Raw genomic sequence first — 24,246 nt, forward strand, 5'->3', positions numbered from 1 at the left:
ACGCCCCTTCTGGGCAACGGGCAGCGCTCAGCCGCTGGACCTGAGGCGTGGGGTGAACTCAGCCGTCGAACCCGAGGCTGAAGGCAGCCTCGAGGTCGTGCCGCGAGTAGGTGCGGAAGGCGATGTGGGTCTGGGTGCCGACGACGCCGTCGACCTTGTTGAGCCGATCGGCGATCACGTCGGCGAAGTCGTCGTGCTGACGCACCCGCACCATGGCGATCAGGTCGACGTCCCCCGTCACGGAGTAGACCTCGGTGACTCCCTCCAGCTCCGCGATGGCCTGGGCCACCTCGGGGATGCGGTCGACGTCGGCGTTGATGAGGACGATGGCTGAGATCACGAGCCCACCATAGTGGGCGACGCGGGAGACCGTCCCCCGGGACGGTCGTGCCCGTGGGACGTCGCGCCCCGGGTCGGCCAGGCGTCGAACCCCGGGTCGGTGGCGGCGGCCACGAGCGGCTCCAGGCGGGCGTGCTCCCGCTGCGCCCCGTGGACGGGGCAGCTCCACGACCCGTCCAGAGCGACGAGTCGCACGCCGTCGCTCTCGAGCCAGCGCAGGAGCAGCTCGGTCTCCTCGGCCGTCGCCGCGCCATGGTGGCCCACAGTCGGCGTGGGGACGTGCTCGGCGGAGGCACGCAGGGCCTCGACGTGCGGCATCGGATCGGCCCCGGGAGGGGTGACGACGGTCCCGGCCAGCCGGCCGTGACGGATGCACACGACCTCCCACCCGCCCCCGGGAGCCCGCCGGGCCGCCACGAGCTCTGGCGTGGTGCGCAACGGAGCCAGGCGTTGCGCCTTGCCGGCTCCGCGCACGAGGGCGAGCAGCCGGTCACGGACGACCCCCGCCTCCTCGAAGCGGTCCTCGCCGGACAGGTCGGCCATGCGGGCGTGGAGCGCGCCCACGACCGCGCGGCAGTCTCCCTCGAGCATGTCGCGGACGCGACCGGCCACCGCGGCATAGTCGTCGACCGACTGGGCGCCGGTGCAGGGGGCGCCGCAACGCCCCATCTCGGCCAGGGCGCACGCCGTGCTGCGGGGGCGCAGGCTCAGCCGCGGGGTGCACTGGCGCAGCGGGACCGCGTCGTGGACCGCGGCGACCGCGGCCTCGGCAGACAGCCGCGAGGAGTACGGGCCGGAGTAGGTCGCGCCGTCGTCGCGCACCTGCCGCACGAGGGACAGCCTGGGGAAGGGCTCGTCGGTCAGCTTGATCCAGACGCCGCGGTCCGGGTGGCGCGATCGTCGGTTGTAGCGGGGCTGGTGCGAGGCGATCAGTCGCAGCTCGCGGACCTGGGCCTCGAGCCGGGTGCCGCAGACGATGGGCGTGACCGACTCCGCGATCGCGACCATCTCCGCCATCCGCGTGCGTCGCTCGGACGCGGTGAAGTAGGACCGGACCCGGGACCGGATGTCCTGCGACGTGCCGACGTAGAGGGGCCGGCCCTGGGCGTCCTTGAAGACATAGACCCCCGGTCGTGACGGCAGCCCCTCGGCGAGGTGGCGCTTGCGCCGCTGGGCGGGGGACACGCGCGACGTGAAGGTCAACAGCTCGTCGAGGGTGTGGACGCCCTGGTTGCCGACGCGACCGACGAGCTCGTGCAGCACGTCGACGGTGGCCTTGGCGTCGTGCAGCGCCCGGTGGTCGGGGGTGGTGCGGGAGGAGAACAGGGCGGCGAGCGTGGCGAGCTTGTGGTTGGGCGCCTCGTCGCGGGGCACCAGCTGGCGGGCCAGGTGCACGGTGTCGAGCACGCGGAAGGCCGGCCAGTCCAGGCCGGACCGCTCCGCCGCGGCCCGCAGGAAGCCGACGTCGAAGCGGGCGTTGTGCGCGACGAGCACGCTGCCGCGGGCGAACTCCAGGAAGGACGGCAGGACCTGCGCGATCGCGGGCGCCTCGGCGACCATGGCGTCGGTGATGCCGGTGAGGACCGAGATGAACGCGGGGATGTGCGCGTGGGGGTTGACCAGGGTCTGGAACTCGCCCAGCTCCAGCCCGCCGCGGACCTTGACCGCGCCGATCTCGGTGATGGCGGAGGTGGCCGGGCTGCCACCGGTCGTCTCGAGGTCGACGACGACGAAGGTCGTCTCCGCGAGAGTGGGGCCCAGCTCGTCGAAGGTACCCTGGACGGGGGGTCCGGCGAGGAGGGTGGAGGTCGAGCTCATGGCGACGACCCTAGGGGCGACCACCGACAAGCCCCCTCGGTGGGGCCGTCGACACGCTGGCCCCCAGGGGGTCTGTCAGTGGTGGCACCTAGCGTTCTGGACATCGGGACCCTCCGGTCCCACCGACACGAGGAGTCACTCATGCTGCTGGAGTGCCGCACCTGCCCCGTTCGTGGCGACGCCTGCCGCGACTGCATGGTCAGCGCCCTCGTCGAGGGACCAGCGGTGCCGCTGGACCCGCGCGAGCACGCCGTGGTGGCGCAGTTCGTCGGCGCTGGGCTCGTGAGCCGTGACCAGGCTCGAGGGCTCTACGCGCGGCGCGAGCCGGTGTCCACCGTCCGCTCGGTCCCGCTGTCGGGCGCCCGCGCGGGCTGAGCCGCGGACTAGGGTGACGCCGTGACGAGCCACGGACCGACGTCCCGCTGGTGGCCCGTCGTGCTCGGTTTCGTCGTGGCCGTCTGCATCGTGATGGCCGCCGGCCTGACCTGGGTCCTCCTGGCGCCGGCTGGGACGCCTGAGCGGGTGCCGCGTCCGACCTCGGCAGGGTCGCGGTCGGCAACAGGATCGGAGCCCGCGGCGGGATCCGTGACGGCGGCGGGATCCGTGACGGCGACGGGATCCGAGACGGCAACGGGATCCGAGACGGCGAGGTCTGAGCCGCTGGCCGGGGTGCAGCAGGTGCTGGACCGTCGGGCCGCCGCGGCCCGAGCCCGCGACGAGTCGGCCTGGCTGGCCGACCTGGATCCCTCGGCCGCCGGCCTGAGGCAGCGGCAGCAGGCCCTGCTGAGCGCGTTGCGGTCCCTGCAGGTCCGTGAGCTCACGCTCCGCGCAGAGCGATTCCTGCCGGGCCCCGCCGTGCGCCCGGACGGCTCCGTCGGTGACCAGGCTGCCCGGGTCGACGTGGTCGGTGCCTGGCGCCTGCCGGGCGTCGATGCCCGGCCCGCCCCGTTCACCCTGGAGCTGACGGTCCGCCGTCACGGCGGCGGGTGGGTGGTGGTGGACGACGCGGGCCCGGGCACGGTGCGGCAGGCCTTCGACCTGTCCGGCCTGCAGGTGCGCCGCAACCCGGCGGGCGTGGTGGCGGGCAACGCCCCCGCGGAGCGGCTCGACGAGGTGGCAGTCGACCTGGCGCCGGCCCGCGAGCACGTGGAGCATGCCTGGGGCGCCCTGTCCCACCTCCCCGCCGTCCTGCTGCCCGCGACGAGCTCGGAGTTCGCGGCCCTCACCGGGCGGGTGGGCAAAGACACGTCGGGGGTCGCCGCGGTGACCTACGGGATGCTCGAGACCGGCAGCGTCGCCCGTGGCGACAAGATCGTGGTCAATCCTCTCGCCTGGGCGTCGTCGACGCGTCAGGGACGACGGATCGTTCTCACTCACGAGCTGACCCACCTGGCGGTGCGGGCCACGACCACCCACCCCGCGCCGGAGTGGCTGAGCGAGGGCTACGCGGTGCACACGTCCTACGCGGGACTGCAGGTGGATCCCCGCAGGGCGGCGCCCGAGCTGATGGCGGCCGTGGCCCGCGGGACCCTGCCGACGCGCCTGCCGGAGGACGAGAGGTTCAGCGACGTGGCATCGGGTACGGCCTACGACGAGGCCTGGTTGCTGGTCGACTGGTTGGCCCGCGCCCGAGGAGAGGACGCGCTGCGCCGGCTGTATCGCGAGATGGGGACCGGGAGCACGCCGAGCGACGCCCTGGGGCGGATCGGGCTCACCGAGTCGACCCTGCTCGCCGGGTGGCAGGAGGATCTGCGACGCCTCGCGCGCTGAGCCGCGTGCGGGTCCGGGCGAGGGTGGTGGGGAGCGAGCCTGGTGCCGGGGCGTGCGCTGGGGATCCTGGATGCATGGGCGTGCGTTGGCGAGCGTGGCTGTCGCCGATCGTGCGCCTGGGCTCACTCGTCGGAGACGGGCCCGCCATACATCGCATCGATCGTCGGCGCGAAGTCGCGCAGGACGAGGTGGCGCTTCACCTTGAGCGACGGGGTGAGATAGCCGTTCGCCTCCGTGAAGTCCTGGTCGAGCACGGCGAACTCCCGGATCGACTCGGCCCGCGAGACGGCCTCGTTGGCGTGCGCGACGGCGGCCTCGATCTCCTTGCGCACCCGCGGGTGAGCAGGGGCGTCGGCGAAGTCCACCTCCCCGAGGCCGTGGCGCGCGGCCCACCCCGGCCACATCTCCTCGTCGAGCGTGACCAGCGCCCCGACGAAGGGGCGCTTCTCGCCGACCACCACGCACTGCGACACGACGGGGTTGGACCGCAGCCGGTCCTCCAGGACGCCGGGCACGACGTTCTTGCCGCCGGCGGTGACGATGATCTCCTTCTTGCGCCCGGTGATCCGGACGTGACCGCTGTCGTCGATCGACCCGAGGTCTCCGGTGCGGAACCACCCGTCGACGAAGGCCTCGGCCGTGGCCTCGTGGTTGCCGTGGTAGCCGCGGAAGACGTTGACGCCGCGGGTGAGCAGCTCGCCGTCCTCGGCGACGCGGCACTCCACGCCGGGCATGGGTCGACCGACGGTGCCGATCTTGAGGCCGGGCACGTCGTTGACGCTCATGGGCGCCGTCGTCTCGGTGAGGCCGTAGCCCTCGAGCACCGTGACGCCGATGCCGCGGAAGAAGTGGGCCAGCCGCGGTCCGAGCGGCGCGCCGCCCGACACGACGTACCGGACCCGGCCGCCCATGGCGTCCCGCAGCTTGGCGTAGACGAGGCGGTCGTACAGCGCGTGCTGGAGGCGCAGGGCGACGGGGACGCGGCCCTGGTCGGTCGCGCGGCTGTGGGCGATGGCGACGCGGGCGGCGGCGTGGAAGATCTTGTGGGTGCTGCCCGCCTCGGCCTTGCTCTCGGCACCGACGTAGACCTTCTCAAGGACGCGGGGCACGACGAGCAGGAAGGTCGGACGGAAGGACGCCAGGTCCGCCATGAGGTTCTTGATCGACGCGGTGTGGCCCATCCGGAGGCCATAGTCCACCACGAGCACCTGGATGAGGCGACCGAAGACGTGCGCGAGGGGCAGGAACATGATGGTCGAGGCGTCGTCGGTGACGACCTCCGGTAGGTAGTGCCGGGTGTTGTCGGACAGGGCCATGAAGTTGGAGTGCGTGAGCTCGGCGCCCTTGGGGCGGCCTGTCGTGCCGGACGTGTAGATGATCGTGGCCAGGTCCGACGGCCCGGCCAGGTTCGCACGCTCCTCGACGACCTCGTCCGCGACCTCGTGGCCGGCGGCGACCAGCTCGTCGAGCCCGCCGTCGTCGATCGTCCACACGTGGTGCAGACCGGGAAGCCGGTCGCGGACAGCGGCCACCGAGGCCGTGTGCTGAGGCTTCTCGACGACGACCGCCGAGGCGCCGGAGTCCTCGAGGATCCACGCGATCTGCTCGGCGGAGCTGGTCTCGTAGACCGGGACCCCCACCGCGCCGGCGGTCCAGAGCGCGAAGTCCGTCAGCGTCCACTCGTAGCGCGTGCTGGACAGGATCCCGACCCGCTCGCCCGGCTCGACGCCCGCGGCCACGAAGCCCTTGGCGAGCGCCCAGACCTCGTCGCGCCACTGCGCGGACGTGACGTCCTGCCAGGCATCGCCGACCTGGCGCCCGAACACCACGCGGTCGGGGTGCCGCGCCGCGTTGCGCGTCACGAGGCCCGCGAGGTTCCCCTCGGTGGGCGCGGGGACGATGATGGGCGTGCTGGTGGCGTCCACGTGCTGCTCCTTGGCTCGGGTCGGACCGGATGCAGGCTACAGGCGGCCGGACCTACCGGAGAGTAGTCACCGTGCCGGTCTCGGGGCGCGGGATGTGGCCGGACCCACACGTCCAGCTCGTGGCACCCACCGCCGTCCCAGCGGCTTTCAGCAGGAGGGGCCAGTCCCTCGACCGACGGCGGTCGTCACCGATCGTCATCCCGCCTCGGCCCTGGCTAGGGTGGGCGCATGGCCCAGCGCACCGAGTCCAGCACCGTCATCGCCGCCTCTCCGGCAGCCGTCCTCGACGTCGTCGCCGACGTCGAGTCCTATCCCGCGTGGACGCCCGAGATCCGGTCGGTGCAGATCCTGTCCGAGGACGACGGCTGGGCCGCGCAGGTGCGGTTCGCGCTGGAGGCCGGGCCGGTCAAGGACACCTACACCCTCGCCTACGACTGGGACGTCGACGAGGAGGGCGCCGGGACGGTCTCGTGGCACCTCGTCGAGGGCGGGGTGCTCAAGGCGATGGACGGGTCCTACGTCCTCGAGCCCGTGGACGGTGGCACCAGGGTGACCTACGCCCTCGGCGTGGACGTCAAGGTGCCGATGCTGGGCGCCATGAAGCGGGCCGCCGAGAAGCGCATCGTCGAGGGCGCGCTGCAGGGTCTCGCCGCCCGCGTCCGCGGCTGATGGGGGTGACCGACGAGGTCGCCGGTTCCGTCGACGAGGAGTCGCGGCGGCTCAAGGCGCTGCTGCAGGACACCCTGGATCTCGGTCGCGCGCCGACCAGGCCGGAGCCAGAGTGGACCGACCATGCGGACCAGGATCACGCGGACGACGACCCGGGGGACGACGAGCGAGAAGGCGAAGGGGACCGGTCGCACGACGGCGACCCCGATGACGACCCGGCGGACGAGGGCGAGCACCCGCACCGGACCACCTCGCCCCAGCACGCGGCGGACACCTGCCCCGTATGCCGGGCCAGCCGCCTCGCCCACACCCTGGCGCCGGAGCTGATCGACGAGGTGGGGCGCGGGATGGAGGCGCTGGGGCGATCGCTCCGGGGGGTCGCGGCGGCGGCCAGACGGCATACTGACGAGCATCTGCAGGCACGGACGGACGAGGAGCGAGCATGACCACGATCGGTCTGGACGTCGGCGGCACCAAGATCGCCGGCGCCCTGGTGGACGAGGACGGCAAGGTCCTCGCTCGAGCCCGCCGCGAGACGGGGATCCCGAGCGCCGAGTCCGTCGCGAGCGCGTCGGCGGACCTCGTCCGCGAGCTGGCCCAGCACCAGGACGTCAAGGGTGTGGGCATGGCGGTGGCCGGGTTCGTGGACAAGTCCGGGGCGCACGTCGTCTACGGCACCAACCTGGGCATGCAGGACGAGCCGATGAAGCAGCGCATGGAGTCGCTCATCGACTACCCGGTCATCCTGGACAACGACGCCAACGCGGCGGCGTGGGGGGAGTTCCAGTTCGGCGCGGGGCGGGACAGCGACGACATGCTGCTGGTCACCGTCGGCACGGGCATCGGCGGCGGCATCGTGGTCGACCAGCGGCTGCTGCGGGGGGCCTACGGCTTCGCGGCGGAGATCGGCCACATGCGGGTGGTGGTCGACGGACCGCAGTGCGGGTGCGGCAACCGCGGCTGCTGGGAGATGTACGCCAGCGGCAGCGCCCTGCTCCGCTCGGCGAAGGAGCTCGTGTCCTCGGGCACCCCCCACGCGGCCCGCCTGCGCGAGGCGTGCGGAGGACGGCCCAAGGACCTCAAGGGCCAGGCGATCACCGAGCTCGCCAAGAAGGGCGACCTGGCCTGCATCGAGCTGCTCGAGGACCTGGGCCACTGGCTGGGCGAGGGCTGCGCGAGCATGACGGCGATCCTCGACCCCGACATGATCGTGATCGGTGGCGGCGTCGTCGAGGCGGGCGACCTCCTGCTCGACCCGGCCCGTCATGCCTACGGCCGTCAGCTGACCGCGCGGGGTCACCGCCCGGTGGCCAGGTTCGTCCCCGCGGCCCTGGGCAACGACGCCGGCATGATCGGTGCCGCCGCGATCGCCGCCGAGGTCTACGACGGTGCGGGGGCGGACGCGTGAGCGATCTCGCCATCGGGATCGACATCGGCGGGACCAAGGTCGCCGGGGGCGTGCTCGACGAGCAGGGCGCCATCGTGGCCCGAGCGCGCCGCGACACCCCGCACCGCAGCAAGAGCCCGGACGTCGTCGAGGACACCATCGTCGGGGTCATCGAGGACCTGCTGGGCCAGACGGCCCGCGAGGACGTGGTGGCGGTGGGGGTCGGCGCGGCGGGCTGGGTCTCGGCCGACCGGGCCACCATCCTGTTCGCGCCCCACCTGTCCTGGCGCAACGAGCCCCTCCAGGAGCGGCTGTCGACCCGGGTGCCCGTCCCGGTCTACGTCGACAACGACGCCAACGCCGCCGGGTGGGCCGAGCACCGGTTCGGCGCCGGGCGCGGCGAGACCCACCTCATGATGATCACGCTCGGCACCGGCATCGGTGGGGCGCTCGTGATGGACGGCCAGGTCCAGCGCGGTCGCTACGGCGTGGCGGGGGAGTACGGCCACATGATGGTCGTGCCCGGCGGCCACCGGTGCGAGTGCGGCAACCGCGGCTGCTGGGAGCAGTACGCCTCCGGCAACGCCCTGGTCCGCGAGGCGCGCAGCCTCCTGCTCGCCAACTCCCCGGTGGCCCACGACCTGCTCGAGCGGCTCGGGGGCGAGGACCAGAGCCTCACCGGACCGGTCATCACCGAAGCCGCGCAGGACGGTGACCAGACCTGCGTCGAGCTCATCGCCGACATCGGCCGCTGGCTCGGGACGGGACTGGCCAACCTCGCGGCGGCGTTCGACCCCGGCAGCTTCGTCATCGGCGGCGGGGTCAGCGCGGCCGGAGACCTGCTGCTCGGTCCCGCCCGCGAGACCTTCGCCCGCGAGCTGACCGGACGCGGCTACCGCCCGATGGCGCAGATCCTGCAGGCCAGCCTCGGCAACGAGGCCGGACTCATCGGTGCGGCCGACCTCGCCCGCACCGAGGTGCTCAGCACGTCATGACCGTGCGCGTCGCGAGCTACAACACGCGCGACTTCCTCGACGACCGACGGGCCGCGGCTCGCGTCGTGCGTGCGCTGGCGCCGGACGTCCTGCTGCTGCAGGAGGCACCCCGCCGCTTCTGGCCGGGTCCCCTGGTGCGGGACTTCGCGCGCGAGACGGGCCTGCGCTGGCCGGGTGGGCACCGCGGCTCGGGAGGCACCACCGTGATGCTCTCGGACCGGCTCACCCTGGTGGACTGCGTGCACCGTGGTCTCCCGGTGCCCCTGGGGCAGCGGACCCGCGGGTATGCCGTGCTGCGCGCCCGGCTCCCCGAGGGGTCGCTGCTGACGGCGGCGAGCGTGCACCTGGGGCTGTTCGAGGGGCAGCGGCTGCGGCATACGCACCAGATCCTCCGGGACCTGCCGGTCGAGGGGCCGCTGGTGGTCGCGGGGGATCTCAACGAGGGCCCGGGCGGGCCCAGCTGGCAGACCTTCGCCGGCCTGCTCGACGTGCTGTCGGTGGAGGAGCCGACCTATCCGTCCTGGGCGCCGGTCGAGATGCTCGACGTGGTCTGGGGCAGGGGTGTGCGGCGCGTGGACGGCACGCCACCGCCGGAGCTGGACCGACGAGGCAGGGACGTGCGCCGCGCCTCGGACCACCTGCCGGTGTGGGTCGACGTGGACGTGCTGGGGTCCTGACGCGGACCAGAGGCGATCTGGCCGATCGGCCGACCGCGGAGCACCAGCGTCGGGTGAGGGTCACACCCGGGCGCCGTCGTCGTCCTCGTCGTGCGTGCTGGGCAGCCGGAGCACCAGCCCGACGAAGGCCGCGACGGTGGCGAGACCGGCGAGCCACAGGTAGATGCGGGGGCTGGTGTGGCCCGTCAGGACCATCGTGAGCAGGACGATCGGCCCGGCCACCAGGCCGACCAGGATCGCCCACCAGACCGGGTCCGCGCGCCACGACGGCATCGGGGTGGGCGGTGGCGGCACGTAGTCGTCGTCCGGGTCGTCCGGGTCGACGGGAGGGGTCCACGACCGGTGGTCCGTCCCCATCGAGAGGCCGGAGCCGGGGTCGCGGTAGACGAGGCGGGGGTCGAGGGCGCGGCGCTGCTGCGGCGACGCTGGGGGAGCGGTTGGGGGAGCGGGCGGGGAGCCGGGCGGGGAGCCGGGCGGGGAGCCGGGCGGCGAGCCGGGCGAGGGGTCGGCCGCCGGTGGGGACGCGCGACGCCCGGGCGGGGGATTGATCGCCGAGGGGTGCGTCGGACGTCCGGGCGCGCTCTCGTGCTGCGGCGTCTCCCGACCCGTCCGGTCCGGCCGCCCCGCAGGATCGGGTCCACCCTCCCCGCCCGGCTCGGACCCGTCCTGCGCGCGCTGCTCGTCGTCCCAGCGCGCCACGATCTCCTCGAAGCGAGCGTCGATGTCGTCCGGCTCGTGGGTGCCCATGCCCTCAGCCTCGCCGCACGCGCTCGACGAACTCCACCGAGCGGTCGTGGATCACGTGCGCGTCGTGGTCGAGGGTGGCGACGTGGTAGCTGTCGGCCAGGCGCACGTGGGTGACGTCGGTGCTCGAGATGCGGCTCAGCAGCAGCTCGGAGCTGGACGCCGGGACGACGTGGTCCTCGTCCGACTGCATCAGCAGGACCGGCTGGGTGATCTCCGGCAGGTCCCGGACCGTCAGCGCCCACAGCTGCAGCATGGACGACAGCGCGTGCAGCGGCGTGCGGTCGTAGGCCAGCTCGGTCACGCCGGCGAGGCGGATGTCGCTGGCGATCCCGGCGATCGAGGGGGCCAGCCGGCGCAGGACGGGCAGGGCCCGCATGCGGGGGTCGTCGCTGCGATAGGCGGGGTTGACGAGCATCAGGCCGGCGATGCTCGGGCCGTGCTCCTCGGCCAGGCGCGTGACGAGCGCGCCGCCCAGGCTCAGGCCGGCGACGAAGACGGTGTCGCACTCGTCGAGCAGCCGCAGCAGCTCGCGCTCGAGCACGGCGATCCAGTCCTGCCACTGGGTGCGGTTGAGCGACTGCCAGGTCGTCCCGTGCCCCGGGAGGCGGGGGAGTCGCACGGCATACCCCTGGTCGGCGAGGTGCTGGGCCCAGGGCCGCAGGGACTGCGGGCTGCCGGTGAAGCCGTGGCTGACCAGGACGCCGACCCCGCCCCCCTCGGGCCGGCCGGGGCTGCTGAACGCCTCGGCACCTGGCATGACCTGCACGTCGACCTCCTGGTGGCTGAGCCGTCCGACACGGCCGTCCCAGGGTAACCGGGGCTGGGTTAGAGTGCTGATCACGCGCACAGATCGAGGTGGCCACGGTGCTGTACTGGTTCGTCAAGTCGCTGGCCCTCGGCCCGCTGCTGAAGCTGCTCTTCCGACCCTGGGTCGAGGGGTCCGAGCACGTCCCCACCCGTGGCGGAGCGATCCTGGCGAGCAACCACCTGTCCTTCTCGGACTCGTTCTTCCTGCCGCTGGTCCTGAGCCGGCGCATCACCTTCCCGGCCAAGATGGAGTACTTCACCGGCCGGGGGATCAAGGGCCGGCTGACGGCGGCGTTCTTCCGCGGGGTCGGCCAGATCCCCATCGACCGCTCGGGAGGCTCGGCCAGCGCCGCCGCCCTGAAGTCCGGTCTCGAGGTCCTGGACCGCGGCGAGCTCTTCGGCATCTATCCCGAGGGGACGCGCTCTCCTGACGGACGGCTCTACCGGGGCAAGACCGGGGTGGCCCGGCTGGCCCTCGAGGCGGGCGTGCCCGTCATACCCGTGGCCATGATCGGCACGGACAAGGCCCAGCCCACCGGCAAGATCATCCCCAAGGTCATGCGGATCGGGGTGCGCTTCGGCGAGCCGATCGACTTCTCGCGGTATGCCGGGATGGAGGGCGACCGCCACGTCCTGCGCGCCATGACGGACGAGATCATGTACGCCCTGATGGAGCTGTCCGGCCAGGAGTACGTCGACGAGTACGCCGCGACCCGCAAGCAGCGGATGGTGGACTCCGCCCGGGCCAAGGCCGAGGAGGCCAAGGTCAGGGCGCGCGAGCTGCAGGACCAGACGCGGGTCAAGGCCGACGAGGCGTTGACCCGGGCCAAGGAGCTCGGCGACCCGGCGGCCCTGAAGGAGCTGGGGGACCAGACCCTGGCGCGGGCCGAGGAGGCCATCGCCAAGGCCAAGGACCGACGCACTCACAAGGACTGAGACGTGGCGGCGCTGCGCTCGACGATGGCCGGGCTGGAGCGGGGGATCTGGCGCGGCATCGACGTCTTCCGCCTCCTGGCGCTGTGCTACGCCGCCAGCATGGTGTGGATGGAGCAGGACGTCATGACCCGCCCGTGGTTGGCGTGGGCGGTGCTGCTCGCCCTGGCCGCGTGGTCCTGCTGGCTGGCGACGCGTCAGGACCGCAGCGCGCCCGCCCTGGTGGTCGACGTGGCCCTGGCCTGCGGCGCGATCCTCGCCACGCTCGCCGTGCACCCACCCGCCGAGATCGCGGGAGGGGCGACGACCATCCCGTCGATGTATGCCGCCGCGCCCGTCGCCGCCTCGGCCGTCCGCTGGGGCCTGCGGGGCGCGCTGGGCTCGTCCGGGCTCGTGACGGTGGCCAACCTCGTGGAGGTCGGCCGACCGACGGGAGCCACGATCTACAACACCCTGCTGCTGGTCGTCGTGGCCGCCTGCCTCGGCATCTGCATGGAGCTGGCCCGCCGCAGCCAGGCCGCGATCGACGAGGGGCTGCGCCTGCAGGCCGAGGCCGCCGAGCGGGAGCGCATCGCCCGCGTCGTCCACGACGGTGTCCTGCAGACGCTCGCCCTCATCCACCGGCGCGGTGCCCAGGCCGGTGGCGAGGCCGCCGCCCTCGGGGCGCTCGCGGCCGAGTCGGAGCGTGACCTGCGCTCGCTCGTGACGGCGGCCCGCCCACGCGAGCGCCCCGACACGGCGACGAGCATCGACGTGCGGGCCGCCCTGCTGGCCCTGGCCGGGCCGGGGGTCGAGGTCGTGGCGCCGGCCGAAGCCGTGCCGGTCCCGTCGCAGCGTGGCCACGAGCTGGTCGCCGCCGTCGCCGCCTGCCTCGACAACGTCGCGCGTCACGCCGGGCCCGGCGCCCGCGCCTGGGTCCTGCTCGACGACCTCGGCCCGGCCATCGAGGTCACGGTGCGGGACGACGGCTGCGGCATACCGCCCGGTCGGCTGGACCAGGCGGAGCGCGACGGCCGGCTCGGCGTCGCGTCGTCGGTGCGAGGGCGGCTGCGCGACCTCGGGGGAGAGACGACCATCCGATCGACCGTGGGGCGGGGCACGACCGTGCGGCTGTGCCTGCCCGCCCAGGAGGAGTGACATGGCTCAGCAGACGGACACCCGTGAGGACGGCCGCCGGACCTCGGTGCTCGTGGCCGACGACCACCCGATGTGGCTGGACGCGGTGGTGCGCGATCTCGACGACGCGGGCTACGAGGTCGTGGGCACGGCCAACGACGGGGCCGCCGCCGTGCGTCGCACCCTGGCGACACGACCCGACGTCCTCGTCCTCGACCTCAACATGCCGGGGCTGAGCGGGCAGGAGGTCTGTGCCCGGCTCGCTGAGGCCGGCATCGCGACCCGCGTGCTCATCCTCACCGCCAGCGGTGAGCAGCAGGACGTCCTCGACGCCATCAAGGCCGGGGCCACGGGCTACCTGCTGAAGTCCACCGGCCGCACGGAGTTCCTCGCCGCGGTCCAGGCGACGGCGCAGGGCAGGGCCAGCTTCACACCCGGGCTCGCCGGCCTGGTGCTGGGGGAGTACCGCCGCCTCGCCACCCGCTCCGAGCGAGACCCCGAGCCGGGATCGGCGCCGGTGCCCGAGCTGACCGCGCGAGAGGTCGAGGTGCTGCGCCTGGTCGCGACGGGCATGTCCTACAAGGACATCGCGGCCGAGCTGACGATCAGCCACCGCACGGTGCAGAACCACGTCCAGAACACCCTGACCAAGCTGCAGCTGCACAACCGGGTGCAGCTGGTGCGCTACGCCATCGACCAGGGGCTCGACGGCCCGGCCTGACTCGCCTCAGGAGGTCGAGCCTGAAGATCAGGTCAGAAGGCCGGGTCAGAAGATCAGGTCAGAAGGTCGGGAAGCGCTCGCTCGTCTGCTCCGGGGGCAGGGTCTGCTCGCGCAGCACCTGGAGCACGCGGGCGTCGATGCCCTCGGGCGTCAGGCGCATCTCGAGGTTCTCCATGGCGCCCCACGCGTCCAGCGCGGTGGGGACGTCGCCGGCGTAGCCGAGACGCTCCAGCCGCTCGCGCACGTCCTCGAGCAGCGGTCCCTCGAGGGGCAGGACCTTGGTGGGTCGGCCGAAGTGCAGCTCGTTGAGCGCCACGAGGCGGTGCAGCTCCTGGACGGGCTGCGGGTGGTCGTCGACCCGCAGGTCGGCCAGGACGCCGCAGGCGTCGTAGCCCGCGCCGGGGTAGGTCGCGTAGACGCCGGCGCTCTGGCGGCCCCGACGGTCCCCGCCGGCGCGGTCGCCCGCGAGGAGGGTCTCGACCAGCCGGTCGACGAAGGGCAGGTGCGCACCCTCGAGCCAGGTGCGCTCCATCGAGGTGATGACCTCCTCGCCCGTGAGGATGTTGCCCTGGATCGCGTAGCCGCCGTCCGCGTCGCGCCCGGCGACGCCGCCGCACCAGGGGACGCAGTCCGCGCCGGTGAAGGTGACCTGGCTGGCCGAGCCCACGATGCCGACCTGGCGGGTGGACGTCTGGGAATCCTCCCCGGTGATGGCCGTCAGGGCCTCGTCGGCGGTGCGCCCCTCCTCGAGCCGGTCCAGCGCCGCCACGCGGTAGCCGGCGTTGGCCAGCGCCTGGCTGGCGACGGCGCCGACACCCGGGCGCACCATCGCCACCGGTCCGCTGGCGGCGAGGAACCTGCTCGCGACGGCGACGCCGTAGGCATCTCCGACGTTGGCCACGATCGAGAACGTCATGCGTCGACCCTAACGGCTGGGGGAGTCAGCGGCGCGGCGCCCGTGATGCGGACGCGTCCGGGCGGGGACGTCGCGGGCCCTAGGCTGGGGCGCGTGAGTACCGAACCCGCTCCCGAGCTCCTGACTGCCCTCGACGCGTGGCGCGACCTGCCCGCCGCCCAGCAGCCGTCGTGGCCCGAGGGGTCCGGCCTGGACGCGGCGGTCGACACGCTCCGCTCGATGCCGCCGCTGGTGTTCGCCGGCGAGTGCGACCAGCTGACCGACCGGCTGGCGTCGGCCGCCCGTGGCGAGGCCTTCGTGCTCCAGGGCGGCGACTGCGCCGAGACCTTCGCCTACGCCACGGCGGACAACATCCGGGACCGGGTCAAGACCCTCCTGCAGATGGCCGCGGTCCTCACCTACGGCGCCAGCGTGCCGGTCGTCAAGATCGGCCGTATGGCGGGGCAGTACACCAAGCCCCGGTCCTCGGACTCCGAGACGCGGGGTGACGTCACGCTCCCGGCCTACCGCGGTGACATGGTCAACGACTTCGAGTTCACGCCGGACTCGCGGCGGCCCGACCCGCAGCGCATGGTCCGGGGCTACCACGCCAGCGCTGCGACGCTGAACCTCGTGCGGGCCTTCACCACCGGCGGGTTCGCCGACCTGCGTCACGTCCACGCGTGGAACCGCGGGTTCTCCGCCAACGCCGAGTACGCCCGCTACGAGTCCATGGCGCGCGACATCGACAAGGCGATGCGGTTCATGCTGGCCTGCGGCGCCGACTTCGACGCCATGCGGTCCGTGGAGTTCTTCGCCAGCCACGAGGCCCTGCTGCTGGAGTACGAACGCGCCCTCACGCGCATCGACCACCGCACGGGCGTGGCCTACGACACCAGCGGCCACATGGTGTGGATCGGCGAGCGCACCCGCCAGCTCGACGGCGCCCACCTGGACTTCGTCTCGCACATCCGCAACCCGATCGGGGTCAAGCTCGGGCCGACGACGACCGGCGACGACGTCATGGCGATCGTCGACAAGGTCGACGCCGAGCGCCGTCCCGGCCGCCTGACCTTCATCACGCGGATGGGCGCCGGCACGATCCGCGAGGCGCTCCCCCCGATCGTCGAGCGGGTTAAGCAGGAGGGCGTCCAGGTCACCTGGGTGACCGACCCCATGCACGGCAACACCCACACGAGCGCGAGCGGCTACAAGACGCGTGACTTCGACGACGTGGTCGACGAGGTGCGGGGCTTCTTCGAGGTCCACGCCGACCTCGGCACCATCCCCGGCGGCATGCACGTCGAGCTCACGGGCAACGACGTCACCGAGTGCACCGGCGGCTCGATCCGCATCGAGGACGCCGACCTGTCCTCGCGCTACGAGACCGTGTGCGACCCCCGGCTCAACCACCAGCAGAGCCTGGAGCTGGCCTTTCTCGTCGCCGAGATGCTCGCCCAGCGGTCCTGAGCCCCACCTGGGTGATGTGAGAGAGTTCGTCCCATGCCTCGGACCGAGCCGCGCACCGTGCCCCCCGGGCAACGGCTCGTCGCCGAGCTCCCGGTGCAGCACTACGGGCGCGTCCCGGCGCTCTCGCCCGAGACATGGACGTTGTCCGTCGTCGGCGAGACGGCCGGGCCCGAGCGGGTCCTGACCTGGGACGACCTGCAGCAGCTGCCGCGCGACGCGATCGTGGCCGACCAGCACTGCGTGTCCAAGCTGACCAGCCAGGACGTCGTCTGGGAGGGCGTGCTGGTGCGCCACGTCGTCGACCTCGCACCCCCGGCCGATGGGGTCGGGCACGTCCTCGTCTCGGCGACCTACGGCTACAGCGCCAGCCTGCCGCTCGACGACCTCGTGTCGCCGCGCTCGCTCCTCGCCACGCACCGCAACGGTGAGCCCCTGTCCGCCGAGCGCGGGGGGCCGGTGCGCCTGGTCGTGCCGCACCTCTACGGCTACAAGGGCCCCAAGTGGATCGGCGAGATCGCCTACCTTCGCGAGCCGGGCCGCGGCTTCTGGGAGCAGCGCGGCTATCACCTGGTGGGCGACGTATGGCGCCAGGAGCGGTACGCCTACCAAGAATGAGTGTGACCGCGTGACCGCCAGACCGTGTCGCCCCATGACCGAGCAGCTGCACGACCGAGCAGCTGAAGGACCGAGTCGCTGCCTGACCGGGCGGCTGTGCGGGTCGCGTCACGGCTCGTGGTGCAGTGCCTCCAGCGGCGGGTCGTCCGCCGAGCGACCACGGCGACCCGCGAGCTCGACGACATACATCGCGGCCAGGACCAGCCCGCCGCCGAGGACCATGCGCGAGGTGGCCGACTCGCCGCCGAGCGTGACCGCGAAGCCCGCGGCGAACACGGGCTCGAGCGTCATGACGATCGCGGCGCGGCTGGCGCTCAGGTGCGCCTGGGCCCAGGTCTGCGCCCACAGCGCGCCGGCGCCGGCGACGACCGCCATGTAGACCACGGCCCACCACGCGGCGGGGGTCGGGGGCAGGCGCACGCCGTCGACGGCCGCCGTGACGGTGCACCCCACGGCGAGGGCGATCATCTGGACGGTCGCCAGTGCCGTGGCGAGCTCGGCGGTGGAGTACCTCGCCACCCCGAGGATGTGGATGGCGTAGACCGCGGCGCACGCCAGCGTCAGGGCCTCGCCGAGACCGACCGCAGACGCCACGTCACCGAGGGACAGGACGGCGAGACCGGCGACGGAGAGCACGACGGCGACCCAGGTGGGTCGTCCGACCCGCTCGCGCAGCAGGATCGCTCCGAGGACGGGGGTGAGGACGACGTACAGACCGGTGATGAAGCCGGACCGCGACGCGGCGGTGTGGGCGAGCCCCACGGTCTGCAGGACCTGCGCCAGGGCGTAGACGAGGCCGAGCAGCCCGCCGGCCATCCAGGCGCGTCGGTCCAGGGCCCGCAGGCTGCGGCCGAAGAGCAGGAGCAGGCAGACGGCGGCGATGGTGAACCGGACGGCCAGGAAGTCCACGGCGTCCATGGAGTCGAGCAGGTCGTGGATGAGGTAGAACGTCGAGCCCCAGACGGCGGTGACCGCCACGAGGGCGAGCGTGGCGAGGCCCGAGCGCGGTGCGACCGAGGGCCGCGGGGGAGCCACGGCCACTCAGACCACGACGACCGTGACGGTGCTTCCCTTGGGCGCGCGACCGCCGGAGGGGCGCTGCTGGGACACCAGCCCGAACACCTCGCCCAGCGGGGCGGACACCCGGACCTGGAAGCCGGCGGCCTTGAGCGCGGCGACCGCGTCGTCCTTGCTCCGTCCCCGCACCGACGGCACGGCCACCAGCTCCGGGCCCTTGGACAGCGTCACCGTGACGGTGTCGCCCTTGAAGAGCGTGCCGCTCGCGGGGCTGTGCTGCGTCACGGACCCCTCGGGCACCGTGGTGGAGTAGACGCGGTCGGGCGCCTCGGCATAGGTCAGGCCCGCCGCCGTGAGGGCGGTGCGCGCCTCGGCGGAGGTGCGTCCGGCGAGGGCGGGGACGGGGATGGGCTGACGACCCTTGCTGACGACGAGGGCGACCTTGGTGAGCGGCTTCAGCGAGGCGCCGGCCGCGGGGTCCGTGGAGACGACCTGGCCGGCCGGCACCTGCTCGTCGTGGGCCTCGGTGACCGCGCCGACGGACAGGCGGGTGTCCTTGAGGGCCTGCCGCGCCGCGTCCACCGGGGTGCCCCGGACCTGCGGCACCTGGTAGCGCTCGGGCCCGCGGCTCACGACGAGGGTGACGTCGTCGGTGCGGTGCAGGGCCGTGCCCTCGCCCGGCGACGCCTGGATGACCGACCCGCGCGGGACCCGCTCGTCGTAGGTCTCCTCGATGGCGGCGTCCAGGTGGGCGGCCGCGAGCCTCGACTGGGCGTCGGCGAGGGCGAGGCCCTGCAGGGCAGGCACGGTGGTGGAGGCACCGGGGCCCTGGGTGAGGTACCACGCGCCACCGCCCCCCAGCAGGACCAGGAACGCCAGCAGGGGGAGGAGCAGGCGCAGCCGGCGCCGGCGGGGGGCTGCTGACGGAGAGGCGGCGCCGCGCGTGGCGCCGACGGGGTCGCGGTGCTGCACCGGGGTGGGGATCGGTCGGGCGGACCCGGTTGCGCCGGAGCGCGGTATGGCGACCGTCGGGGTCGCCCTGGCCGCGGAGGCCTCCGGCTCGCGGGGCCGGGCGTCGAGGTCGTCGGGGGAGAGCTCCGCCCGCACCTCGCGCAGCCGCTCGGCCAGGGCGGCGCCGTCAGCGGGACGCTCCCCGGCGTCGCGGTGCGTGGCCCAGGCGACCACCTCGTCGAGCGCGGCGGGCACGCTGGGGACGACGTCGCTCGGGGCCGTGATGCTGCCGTGCACGTGCTGGTAGGCGACGTGGATCGGGGACTCGCCCTCGTAGGCCTTCTGACCGGTCAAGAGCTCGTAGAGGATCAGGCCGGTCGCGTAGACGTCGCTGCGCGCGTCGGCGATGCCCCGCTCGACCTGCTCGGGGGACAGGTAGGACACCGTGCCGAGGATCGTGCTGCTGGCGGCGGTGACGGTCTGAGCGGTGACGGCACGGGCCAGGCCGAAGTCGGCCACCTTGACGCGGCCGTCGTCACGGATGATGACGTTCTCGGGCTTGACGTCGCGGTGGATGATCCCGGCCCGGTGGGCCACGCCGAGCGCCTCGGCCAGGGGCACGACCAGGTCGAGGGCGGCACGAACCGTGAGGGGAGCCTCGGCGTGGACGACCTCGCGCAGGGTGCGACCCGGCACCAGCTCCATGACGAGGAACATGTCGTCATGGTCGATGCCCTGGTCGAACACCGCCACGATGCGCGGGTCGTTGAGGCGGGCCGCGGACCTCGCCTCGCGCTGGAACCTCGAGGTGAACGACTCGTCGTCGGTCAGCCCACGCCGCAGGATCTTGACGGCGACCTCACGGTCGAGGCGCTCGTCCAGGCCCTCCCACACGGACGCCATACCGCCGTCGGCGATGTGCCGGACCAGGCGATAACGCCCGTCCAGCACACGCCCGGGCGCGGTCACGTCGGTGGGTCGAGGCACCGTTCGATCCTAGGCGGGGGAGCCTCCCCGACCTCACATCCGGGACCGGTGTGCCTTGACGGAGGCGACGTAGCGGTGGGTCTCGCGGTACATCCCGCGCTTCTTGACCGAGGGGAGCCCCTGGTAGTAGGCGCCGATGGCCGCGTCCTCGCTGCCGGCGGTCGCCTGGAGCTGCTTGAGGATGACGACCCCGGCCGTGACGTTGTCGCGGGCGTCGCCGAGGTCGAGTCGGCGGCCTGCGAGCGACGAGGCCCAGCGGGCGTTGGCGGGCATCACCTGCATGGTGCCCCTCGCGCCGACGTGGGACGTGACGTCCTGGCGCCACCCGGACTCCTGGAGCCCGACGGCGAGCGCGAGCCGCCGGTCGACGCCGTGCTCGTCGGCCACCTGCTCGATGAGGGCGCGGACCTGGGCCTTCTGCGTCCCGGCAGCGGCAGGTGGGGACGTGCGGGCGGTGGCCCTGGCGACGGGTGCCTTGCTCGTGGGGGCCTTGGACGGGGGTGCCGTGCGCGTGGGGGCCGTGGTCGCGGGAGCCTGGCGACGTCCGGCCTGGGCGTCGGTGCCGGCCGCGGGGATCACGAGCCGCTGGCCGGGGTGGATGCGACGTCCCCCGCCCTGCAGGCCGTTGGCCGCGACGACGGCCTGCACGGTCGTGCCGGCGCGCCGGGCGATGGTGTAGGTCGAGTCTCCGCGGCGCACGGTGTAGTCCCCCTGGACGGCGGACAGCACCGACAGCGCAGACAGCGCAGACAGCGCCGACGCTGCGGACGCTGCGGACGTGGCGGACGCTGCGGAGGACGTGGACGGGTGCGACGTGGTGGACGGGGAGGTGGCGGTGGGGGTGATCGCGACGGCGATCGAGACGGCGGCGATTCCGGCGACGAGGGGCATCGTGGGTCCTTGTGGTCGGTGTCGGGGAGCGTGGTCCGTCCGGTGGGAGGTCAGGGCCCGAGCGCGTCGGGCGACCTTGAACGATCCAGCCCGTCCAGTGAAGCACGCTCACCCGGATGGCGCATCCGTGCGCGTCGACCGGCGCGCATGGCAGGCTAGGGGCCGTGAGCCGCTCCTCAGCCCCTGACCAGGTCCTCCTCGCCCGTCTCGACGAGCTCGTGCCCGAGTGGATCACCGTGCCCGACGTCGCCGAGGCGTGCGCCGTCCCCCTGGCGACCGTCCGGTCGTGGCTCGCGGAGGGTGAGATCGCGTCCGTGCGCCGCGGCGAGCGCAAGGTCGTGAGCATCCCCGCGACCTTCGTCCAGGACGGGGCGCCGCTGCACCTGCTGCGCGGGACCCTGTCGGTCCTGCACGACTCCGGCCTCAGCGACGCCGAGGCGATCGCCTGGCTGCACGAGCCGGACGACACGCTGCGCACCGGCACCCCGGTCGGCGACCTGCGTGCGGGGCACCGCACCGAGATCCGCCGCCGTGCGCAGGAGCTGGCCTTCTGAGGGTGACCCCGCGAGGCGGTGGCGCCTCCCGGCATACGGCCGGGGTCTCGTCAGCCGTCGGCCCGGCGGCTGACGCCGCTCAGGTGGTGCGGCTCGTGGCGTAGGTCGCGAGGTCGACGAGGACCTGACGGCCGTCGTCGAGGAGCGCCCGCGTGTCGTGCAGCCGCTCCAGACCCTGGGCCACGAGGCGCTCGATGTCGCGCTCGACCGCGTCGACGGCTCCGGACGCGACGATCGTCTCGCGCATCCAGTCCACCGTCTCGTCGTCCACGTCGGGGTCGCCGAGGTGGCGGCTGAAGCGCGCGGCGCGCTCGTCGTCGAGGGTGGACAGGGTGTGCGCCACCAGGACGGTGTGCTTGCCCTCGCGCAGGTCGTCGCCGGCGGGCTTGCCCGTCGCCTCGGGGTCGCCGAACACCCCGAGCAGGTCGTCGCGCAGCTGGAAGGCCTGGCCGACGGCCAGCCCGAACTCGCCGAGCTTCTTGAGGTCGCCCTGCTTGGCACCCGCCGCCGCGGCCCCGATGACGAGGGGGTGCTCGATGGAGTACTTCGCGCTCTTGTAGGTGATGACGCGGTGCGCCAGCCGCAGGCGCTGCTCGGTCGTGAGGTCGTCCCAGCCGCGCGCGGCCTCGAGCACGTCGAGGAACTGCCCGCCCATGAGCTGGGTCCGCATCTCGTCGAACACCGGCCGCGCGCCGTGCAGCTCGTGCCGGCTCAGCCCGGAGCCGGCGAACATCGAGTCGGTCCAGGTCAGGCAGAGGTTGCCGGCGAGGATGGCCCCCGCGACGCCGAACCGCTCCGACAGCCCCTCCCACTGCTGCTCCGCGTGGTGCGCGGCGAGGCGGCGGTGCGCGGCGGGCAGGCCGCGTCGGGTGTCGCTGTCGTCCATGACGTCGTCGTGGATGAGCGCCGCGGCCTGGAAGAGCTCCATCGCGGCGGCGGCCCGCACGATGGCTTCGTTGTCGTCGCCCCCGGCGGCGCGGTAGCCCCAGTAGCAGAAGGCGGCGCGCAGCCGCTTGCCCCCGCGCAGCAGGTCGGCGATCGCGTCGACGAGCAGGCGGGTGTCGCGCCCCACGGGCGCGAGCTGGGACGTGCGCAGGGCGATCTCCTCGTCGATCTCGGCCTGGACCCGGTGACGCAGCTGCGCCAGGTCGACGATCTCGGTCCCTGCGGTGGTCATCCCGGCATCCTCCGTCGGTGCGGCCCTGCGGCACTGTGGGTACGGCGACACGGGAGTGCCCACATGTCGGTGCAGACCGAGCCTACGCGGTCGGGTCACCTAGAGTCGCGGCCATGGCATCGGGCACGTCCTTCCTCGCTCCCCGCGACCTCTCCGGCATCTCCATCCCGGACATGCTGCGGTCCGAGGGGACGAGCTTCAGCTTCGAGTTCTTCCCGCCCAAGAACGACGAGTCGGAGCAGGTGCTGTGGGAGGCGATCCGCCACCTGGAGAAGAAGCGCCCGTCGTTCGTGTCGGTGACCTACGGCGCCGGCGGGTCCACGCGCGACCGCACGGTCCGCGTCACCCGGCGCATCGCCGAGGAGACGACCCTGCTGCCCATGGCCCACCTGACCTGCGTCGCCTCCTCGCGGGCCGAGCTGCGCAGCGTGGTCGGGGCGTATGCCGACGCCGGGATCCGCAACGTCATGGTGCTGCGCGGCGACCCCGCCGGCGGCCTCGGCAGCCCCTGGGTGGCCCACCCCGAGGGGCTCGACCACGCCGACCAGCTCGTGTCCCTGGTGCGCGCCCTGGGCGGCTTCACGGTGGGGGTGGCGGCGTTCCCCGACAAGCACCCCGAGTCGGCCTCGCTGGAGCAGGACGCCGACGTGCTGGTCGCCAAGCAGCGGGCCGGGGCGGACTTCGCGGTGACGCAGATGGTCTTCGACGTCGACAACTACCTGCGCCTGCGGGACATGGTGGCGGCGCGTGGCGGGACCCTGCCGATCATCCCGGGGCTGATGCCGATCACCTCGGCCAAGCAGATCACGCGCATGGCCGAGCTGTCCGGGGCCGCCCTGCCCGTCGCCGTGACGTCGCGGCTGGAGGCGGTGGGGGACGACGCCGACGCCGTGCGCGAGGTGGGGGTCGAGATCGCGACCGAGCACGCGTCCCGCCTCATGGCCGAGGGCGCGCCGGGGCTGCACTTCTACACGATGAACCGCTCGACCGCGACGCTCGAGGTCTTCGCCAACCTGGGGCACTGACCCTCAGCCGGTGCGGGTGCCCCAGTCGTCATACCTGCGCTTGAGCCGGACGATGCGCCGCAGCAGCCAGACCACGGCGACGATGCCGGCGAGCAGCAGGATCCCGGCCACCGTGGCGGCCGCCCAGGGATGCTCGGTGGCGAGGGTCATCACGCCGATCACGGCGACGTCCTCCGCGGACGAGATGGCGACGTTGCTGACCGGCTCCGGCGAGGCGTTGACCCCCGCGCGGATCCCGGCCTTGACCCCGTGGCTGGCCAGGGCGCTGAAGCCACCGGTCGCGGCGGCGAAGGCCTGCTCCAGCCCGGACCCCTCGTGGCCGGCCAGGAGATAGCCCAGGGTCGCGCCGACGGCCGGCCGGACGACGGTGTGGACGCTGTCCCACATCGAGTCGAGGTAGGGGATCTTGTCGGCGAACATCTCCAGCAGGAACAGCACCGCGGCGGCGATCAGCACGTCCGTGCGGGTCAGCACGTGCGGGACCAGGTCGATCGAGAAGAACCGCCCGGCCAGGCCCATGACGAGCACCACGGCGTAGGCGTTGATGCCGCTCGCCCAGCCGCTCGTGAAGACCATCGGTAGCAGCTCGGTCCCCATGGGTCCTCCTCAGTGATCGTGTGCTCGTGCTCGTGCTCGGGTCTCGCCGGGCCGGCGGCCTGGCTCGAGCCAAGGGCGTCCGACGACGACGCCTCACGGTATCCGGTCGGGGCCCCTCGGTCAGGGATCGACTGACCTGCGCCGATGCGCAAGCGGGTGACGT

General features: G+C 73.3%; 25 protein-coding genes. 14 read left to right on the forward strand and 11 right to left on the reverse strand.

Annotation, left to right across the window (positions count from 1 at the left end):
• Nucleotides 1–58: 58 nt before the first annotated feature.
• Complete coding sequence (locus B4K29_RS00440) at nucleotides 59–340, reverse strand: Lrp/AsnC family transcriptional regulator (RefSeq protein WP_019287032.1); 282 nt, start codon at nucleotides 338–340, stop codon at nucleotides 59–61.
• Nucleotides 337–2,157, reverse strand: a complete 1,821-nt coding sequence (locus B4K29_RS00445) for a DEDD exonuclease domain-containing protein (RefSeq protein WP_286958029.1) — start codon at nucleotides 2,155–2,157, stop codon at nucleotides 337–339. The genes B4K29_RS00440 and B4K29_RS00445 overlap by 4 nt, the downstream gene beginning before the upstream one ends.
• A 141-nt stretch (nucleotides 2,158–2,298) precedes the next feature.
• Here B4K29_RS00445 and B4K29_RS00450 point away from each other — a divergent pair, with 141 nt between their 5' ends.
• Entirely contained in the window at nucleotides 2,299–2,532 is a 234-nt protein-coding gene (locus B4K29_RS00450; protein ID WP_019287036.1) for a hypothetical protein, read from the forward strand.
• 21 nt (nucleotides 2,533–2,553) lie between these two features.
• Nucleotides 2,554–3,927, forward strand: coding sequence for a peptidase MA family metallohydrolase (locus B4K29_RS00455; RefSeq protein ID WP_286966162.1), 1,374 nt, complete (start codon nucleotides 2,554–2,556; stop codon nucleotides 3,925–3,927).
• Between the two features lie 122 nt (nucleotides 3,928–4,049).
• Here B4K29_RS00455 and B4K29_RS00460 read toward each other — a convergent pair whose 3' ends face one another.
• Nucleotides 4,050–5,852: an AMP-dependent synthetase/ligase gene (locus B4K29_RS00460; RefSeq protein ID WP_029209981.1), complete on the reverse strand. Its 1,803-nt coding sequence runs from the start codon at nucleotides 5,850–5,852 to the stop codon at nucleotides 4,050–4,052.
• A 228-nt stretch (nucleotides 5,853–6,080) separates the two neighbouring features.
• Here B4K29_RS00460 and B4K29_RS00465 point away from each other — a divergent pair, with 228 nt between their 5' ends.
• Genes B4K29_RS00465 through B4K29_RS00485 form a run of 5 tightly spaced genes read left to right on the forward strand, consistent with a single transcriptional unit; the run spans nucleotide 6,081 to nucleotide 9,580 of the window.
• Entirely contained in the window at nucleotides 6,081–6,521 is a 441-nt protein-coding gene (locus B4K29_RS00465) for an SRPBCC family protein (RefSeq protein WP_286966163.1), read from the forward strand.
• Nucleotides 6,522–6,526: 5 nt separating this feature from the next.
• Nucleotides 6,527–6,967: a hypothetical protein gene (locus tag B4K29_RS00470; RefSeq protein WP_156911078.1), complete on the forward strand. Its 441-nt coding sequence runs from the start codon at nucleotides 6,527–6,529 to the stop codon at nucleotides 6,965–6,967.
• Nucleotides 6,964–7,929 (forward strand): ROK family glucokinase, encoded by a 966-nt coding sequence (locus B4K29_RS00475; protein ID WP_029209984.1) that lies wholly within the window; start codon nucleotides 6,964–6,966, stop codon nucleotides 7,927–7,929. Before B4K29_RS00470 ends, B4K29_RS00475 begins: the two co-directional genes overlap by 4 nt.
• Nucleotides 7,926–8,903, forward strand: a complete 978-nt coding sequence (locus B4K29_RS00480) for an ROK family glucokinase (protein WP_239266498.1) — start codon at nucleotides 7,926–7,928, stop codon at nucleotides 8,901–8,903. The genes B4K29_RS00475 and B4K29_RS00480 overlap by 4 nt, the downstream gene beginning before the upstream one ends.
• On the forward strand, nucleotides 8,900–9,580 hold the full coding sequence (locus tag B4K29_RS00485; protein ID WP_239266496.1) for an endonuclease/exonuclease/phosphatase family protein: 681 nt from the start codon (nucleotides 8,900–8,902) through the stop codon (nucleotides 9,578–9,580). The genes B4K29_RS00480 and B4K29_RS00485 overlap by 4 nt, the downstream gene beginning before the upstream one ends.
• Nucleotides 9,581–9,640: 60 nt before the next feature.
• Here the strand turns inward: B4K29_RS00485 and B4K29_RS00490 are convergent, their stop codons facing one another.
• Nucleotides 9,641–10,327, reverse strand: coding sequence for a hypothetical protein (locus tag B4K29_RS00490; RefSeq protein ID WP_286966165.1), 687 nt, complete (start codon nucleotides 10,325–10,327; stop codon nucleotides 9,641–9,643).
• Between the two features lie 4 nt (nucleotides 10,328–10,331).
• A complete protein-coding gene (locus B4K29_RS00495) occupies nucleotides 10,332–11,084 on the reverse strand; it encodes an alpha/beta hydrolase (protein WP_240483913.1) in 753 nt (250 codons plus the stop codon).
• Nucleotides 11,085–11,191: 107 nt separating this feature from the next.
• Here B4K29_RS00495 and B4K29_RS00500 point away from each other — a divergent pair, with 107 nt between their 5' ends.
• The 3 genes from B4K29_RS00500 to B4K29_RS00510 are packed head-to-tail and all read left to right on the forward strand — an operon-like array spanning nucleotide 11,192 to nucleotide 13,904.
• On the forward strand, nucleotides 11,192–12,070 hold the full coding sequence (locus B4K29_RS00500; protein ID WP_156911079.1) for a lysophospholipid acyltransferase family protein: 879 nt from the start codon (nucleotides 11,192–11,194) through the stop codon (nucleotides 12,068–12,070).
• Between the two features lie 3 nt (nucleotides 12,071–12,073).
• Nucleotides 12,074–13,204 (forward strand): MacS family sensor histidine kinase, encoded by a 1,131-nt coding sequence (macS, locus tag B4K29_RS00505; RefSeq protein WP_029209988.1) that lies wholly within the window; start codon nucleotides 12,074–12,076, stop codon nucleotides 13,202–13,204.
• A 1-nt stretch (nucleotide 13,205) separates the two neighbouring features.
• Nucleotides 13,206–13,904 carry a response regulator gene (locus tag B4K29_RS00510; protein WP_019287049.1) on the forward strand — a complete coding sequence of 233 codons (699 nt, stop codon included), beginning with the start codon at nucleotides 13,206–13,208 and terminating at the stop codon, nucleotides 13,902–13,904.
• A gap of 58 nt (nucleotides 13,905–13,962) precedes the next feature.
• Here the strand turns inward: B4K29_RS00510 and B4K29_RS00515 are convergent, their stop codons facing one another.
• The gene (locus tag B4K29_RS00515) at nucleotides 13,963–14,820 is read right to left on the reverse strand and encodes a DUF1028 domain-containing protein (RefSeq protein WP_029209989.1); all 858 of its coding nucleotides are present in this window, start codon (nucleotides 14,818–14,820) and stop codon (nucleotides 13,963–13,965) included.
• A gap of 45 nt (nucleotides 14,821–14,865) precedes the next feature.
• On the opposite strand from B4K29_RS00515, the gene B4K29_RS00520 reads away from it, so the two are divergent.
• A complete protein-coding gene (locus tag B4K29_RS00520) occupies nucleotides 14,866–16,269 on the forward strand; it encodes a class II 3-deoxy-7-phosphoheptulonate synthase (RefSeq protein ID WP_084412315.1) in 1,404 nt (467 codons plus the stop codon).
• Between the two features lie 33 nt (nucleotides 16,270–16,302).
• A complete protein-coding gene (locus B4K29_RS00525; protein WP_029209991.1) occupies nucleotides 16,303–16,884 on the forward strand; it encodes a molybdopterin-dependent oxidoreductase in 582 nt (193 codons plus the stop codon).
• A gap of 108 nt (nucleotides 16,885–16,992) precedes the next feature.
• On the opposite strand, the gene B4K29_RS00530 is transcribed toward B4K29_RS00525, so the two are convergent.
• From B4K29_RS00530 to B4K29_RS00540, 3 genes are all read right to left on the reverse strand, one after another.
• Nucleotides 16,993–17,862 carry a DMT family transporter gene (locus B4K29_RS00530; RefSeq protein ID WP_286958025.1) on the reverse strand — a complete coding sequence of 290 codons (870 nt, stop codon included), beginning with the start codon at nucleotides 17,860–17,862 and terminating at the stop codon, nucleotides 16,993–16,995.
• A gap of 63 nt (nucleotides 17,863–17,925) precedes the next feature.
• Nucleotides 17,926–19,839: a Stk1 family PASTA domain-containing Ser/Thr kinase gene (gene pknB, locus B4K29_RS00535; protein ID WP_029209993.1), complete on the reverse strand. Its 1,914-nt coding sequence runs from the start codon at nucleotides 19,837–19,839 to the stop codon at nucleotides 17,926–17,928.
• Between the two features lie 33 nt (nucleotides 19,840–19,872).
• Nucleotides 19,873–20,730: a transglycosylase SLT domain-containing protein gene (locus B4K29_RS00540; RefSeq protein WP_286966166.1), complete on the reverse strand. Its 858-nt coding sequence runs from the start codon at nucleotides 20,728–20,730 to the stop codon at nucleotides 19,873–19,875.
• Between the two features lie 164 nt (nucleotides 20,731–20,894).
• Between B4K29_RS00540 and B4K29_RS00545 the strand changes: the two genes are divergently transcribed.
• Nucleotides 20,895–21,284 carry an Rv2175c family DNA-binding protein gene (locus tag B4K29_RS00545; protein WP_019287057.1) on the forward strand — a complete coding sequence of 130 codons (390 nt, stop codon included), beginning with the start codon at nucleotides 20,895–20,897 and terminating at the stop codon, nucleotides 21,282–21,284.
• A 79-nt stretch (nucleotides 21,285–21,363) separates the two neighbouring features.
• Here the strand turns inward: B4K29_RS00545 and B4K29_RS00550 are convergent, their stop codons facing one another.
• Nucleotides 21,364–22,461 (reverse strand): polyprenyl synthetase family protein, encoded by a 1,098-nt coding sequence (locus B4K29_RS00550; RefSeq protein ID WP_286958023.1) that lies wholly within the window; start codon nucleotides 22,459–22,461, stop codon nucleotides 21,364–21,366.
• A gap of 113 nt (nucleotides 22,462–22,574) precedes the next feature.
• Here B4K29_RS00550 and metF point away from each other — a divergent pair, with 113 nt between their 5' ends.
• Nucleotides 22,575–23,486 (forward strand): methylenetetrahydrofolate reductase [NAD(P)H], encoded by a 912-nt coding sequence (metF, locus tag B4K29_RS00555; protein WP_019287059.1) that lies wholly within the window; start codon nucleotides 22,575–22,577, stop codon nucleotides 23,484–23,486.
• A gap of 3 nt (nucleotides 23,487–23,489) precedes the next feature.
• On the opposite strand, the gene B4K29_RS00560 is transcribed toward metF, so the two are convergent.
• Entirely contained in the window at nucleotides 23,490–24,083 is a 594-nt protein-coding gene (locus tag B4K29_RS00560; protein WP_019287060.1) for a DUF4126 domain-containing protein, read from the reverse strand.
• Between the last annotated feature and the right edge of the window lie 163 nt (nucleotides 24,084–24,246).

Source organism: Arsenicicoccus sp. UBA6765 (assembly GCF_002453335.1).
Classification (GTDB): Bacteria; Actinomycetota; Actinomycetes; order Actinomycetales; family Dermatophilaceae; genus Arsenicicoccus; species Arsenicicoccus bolidensis.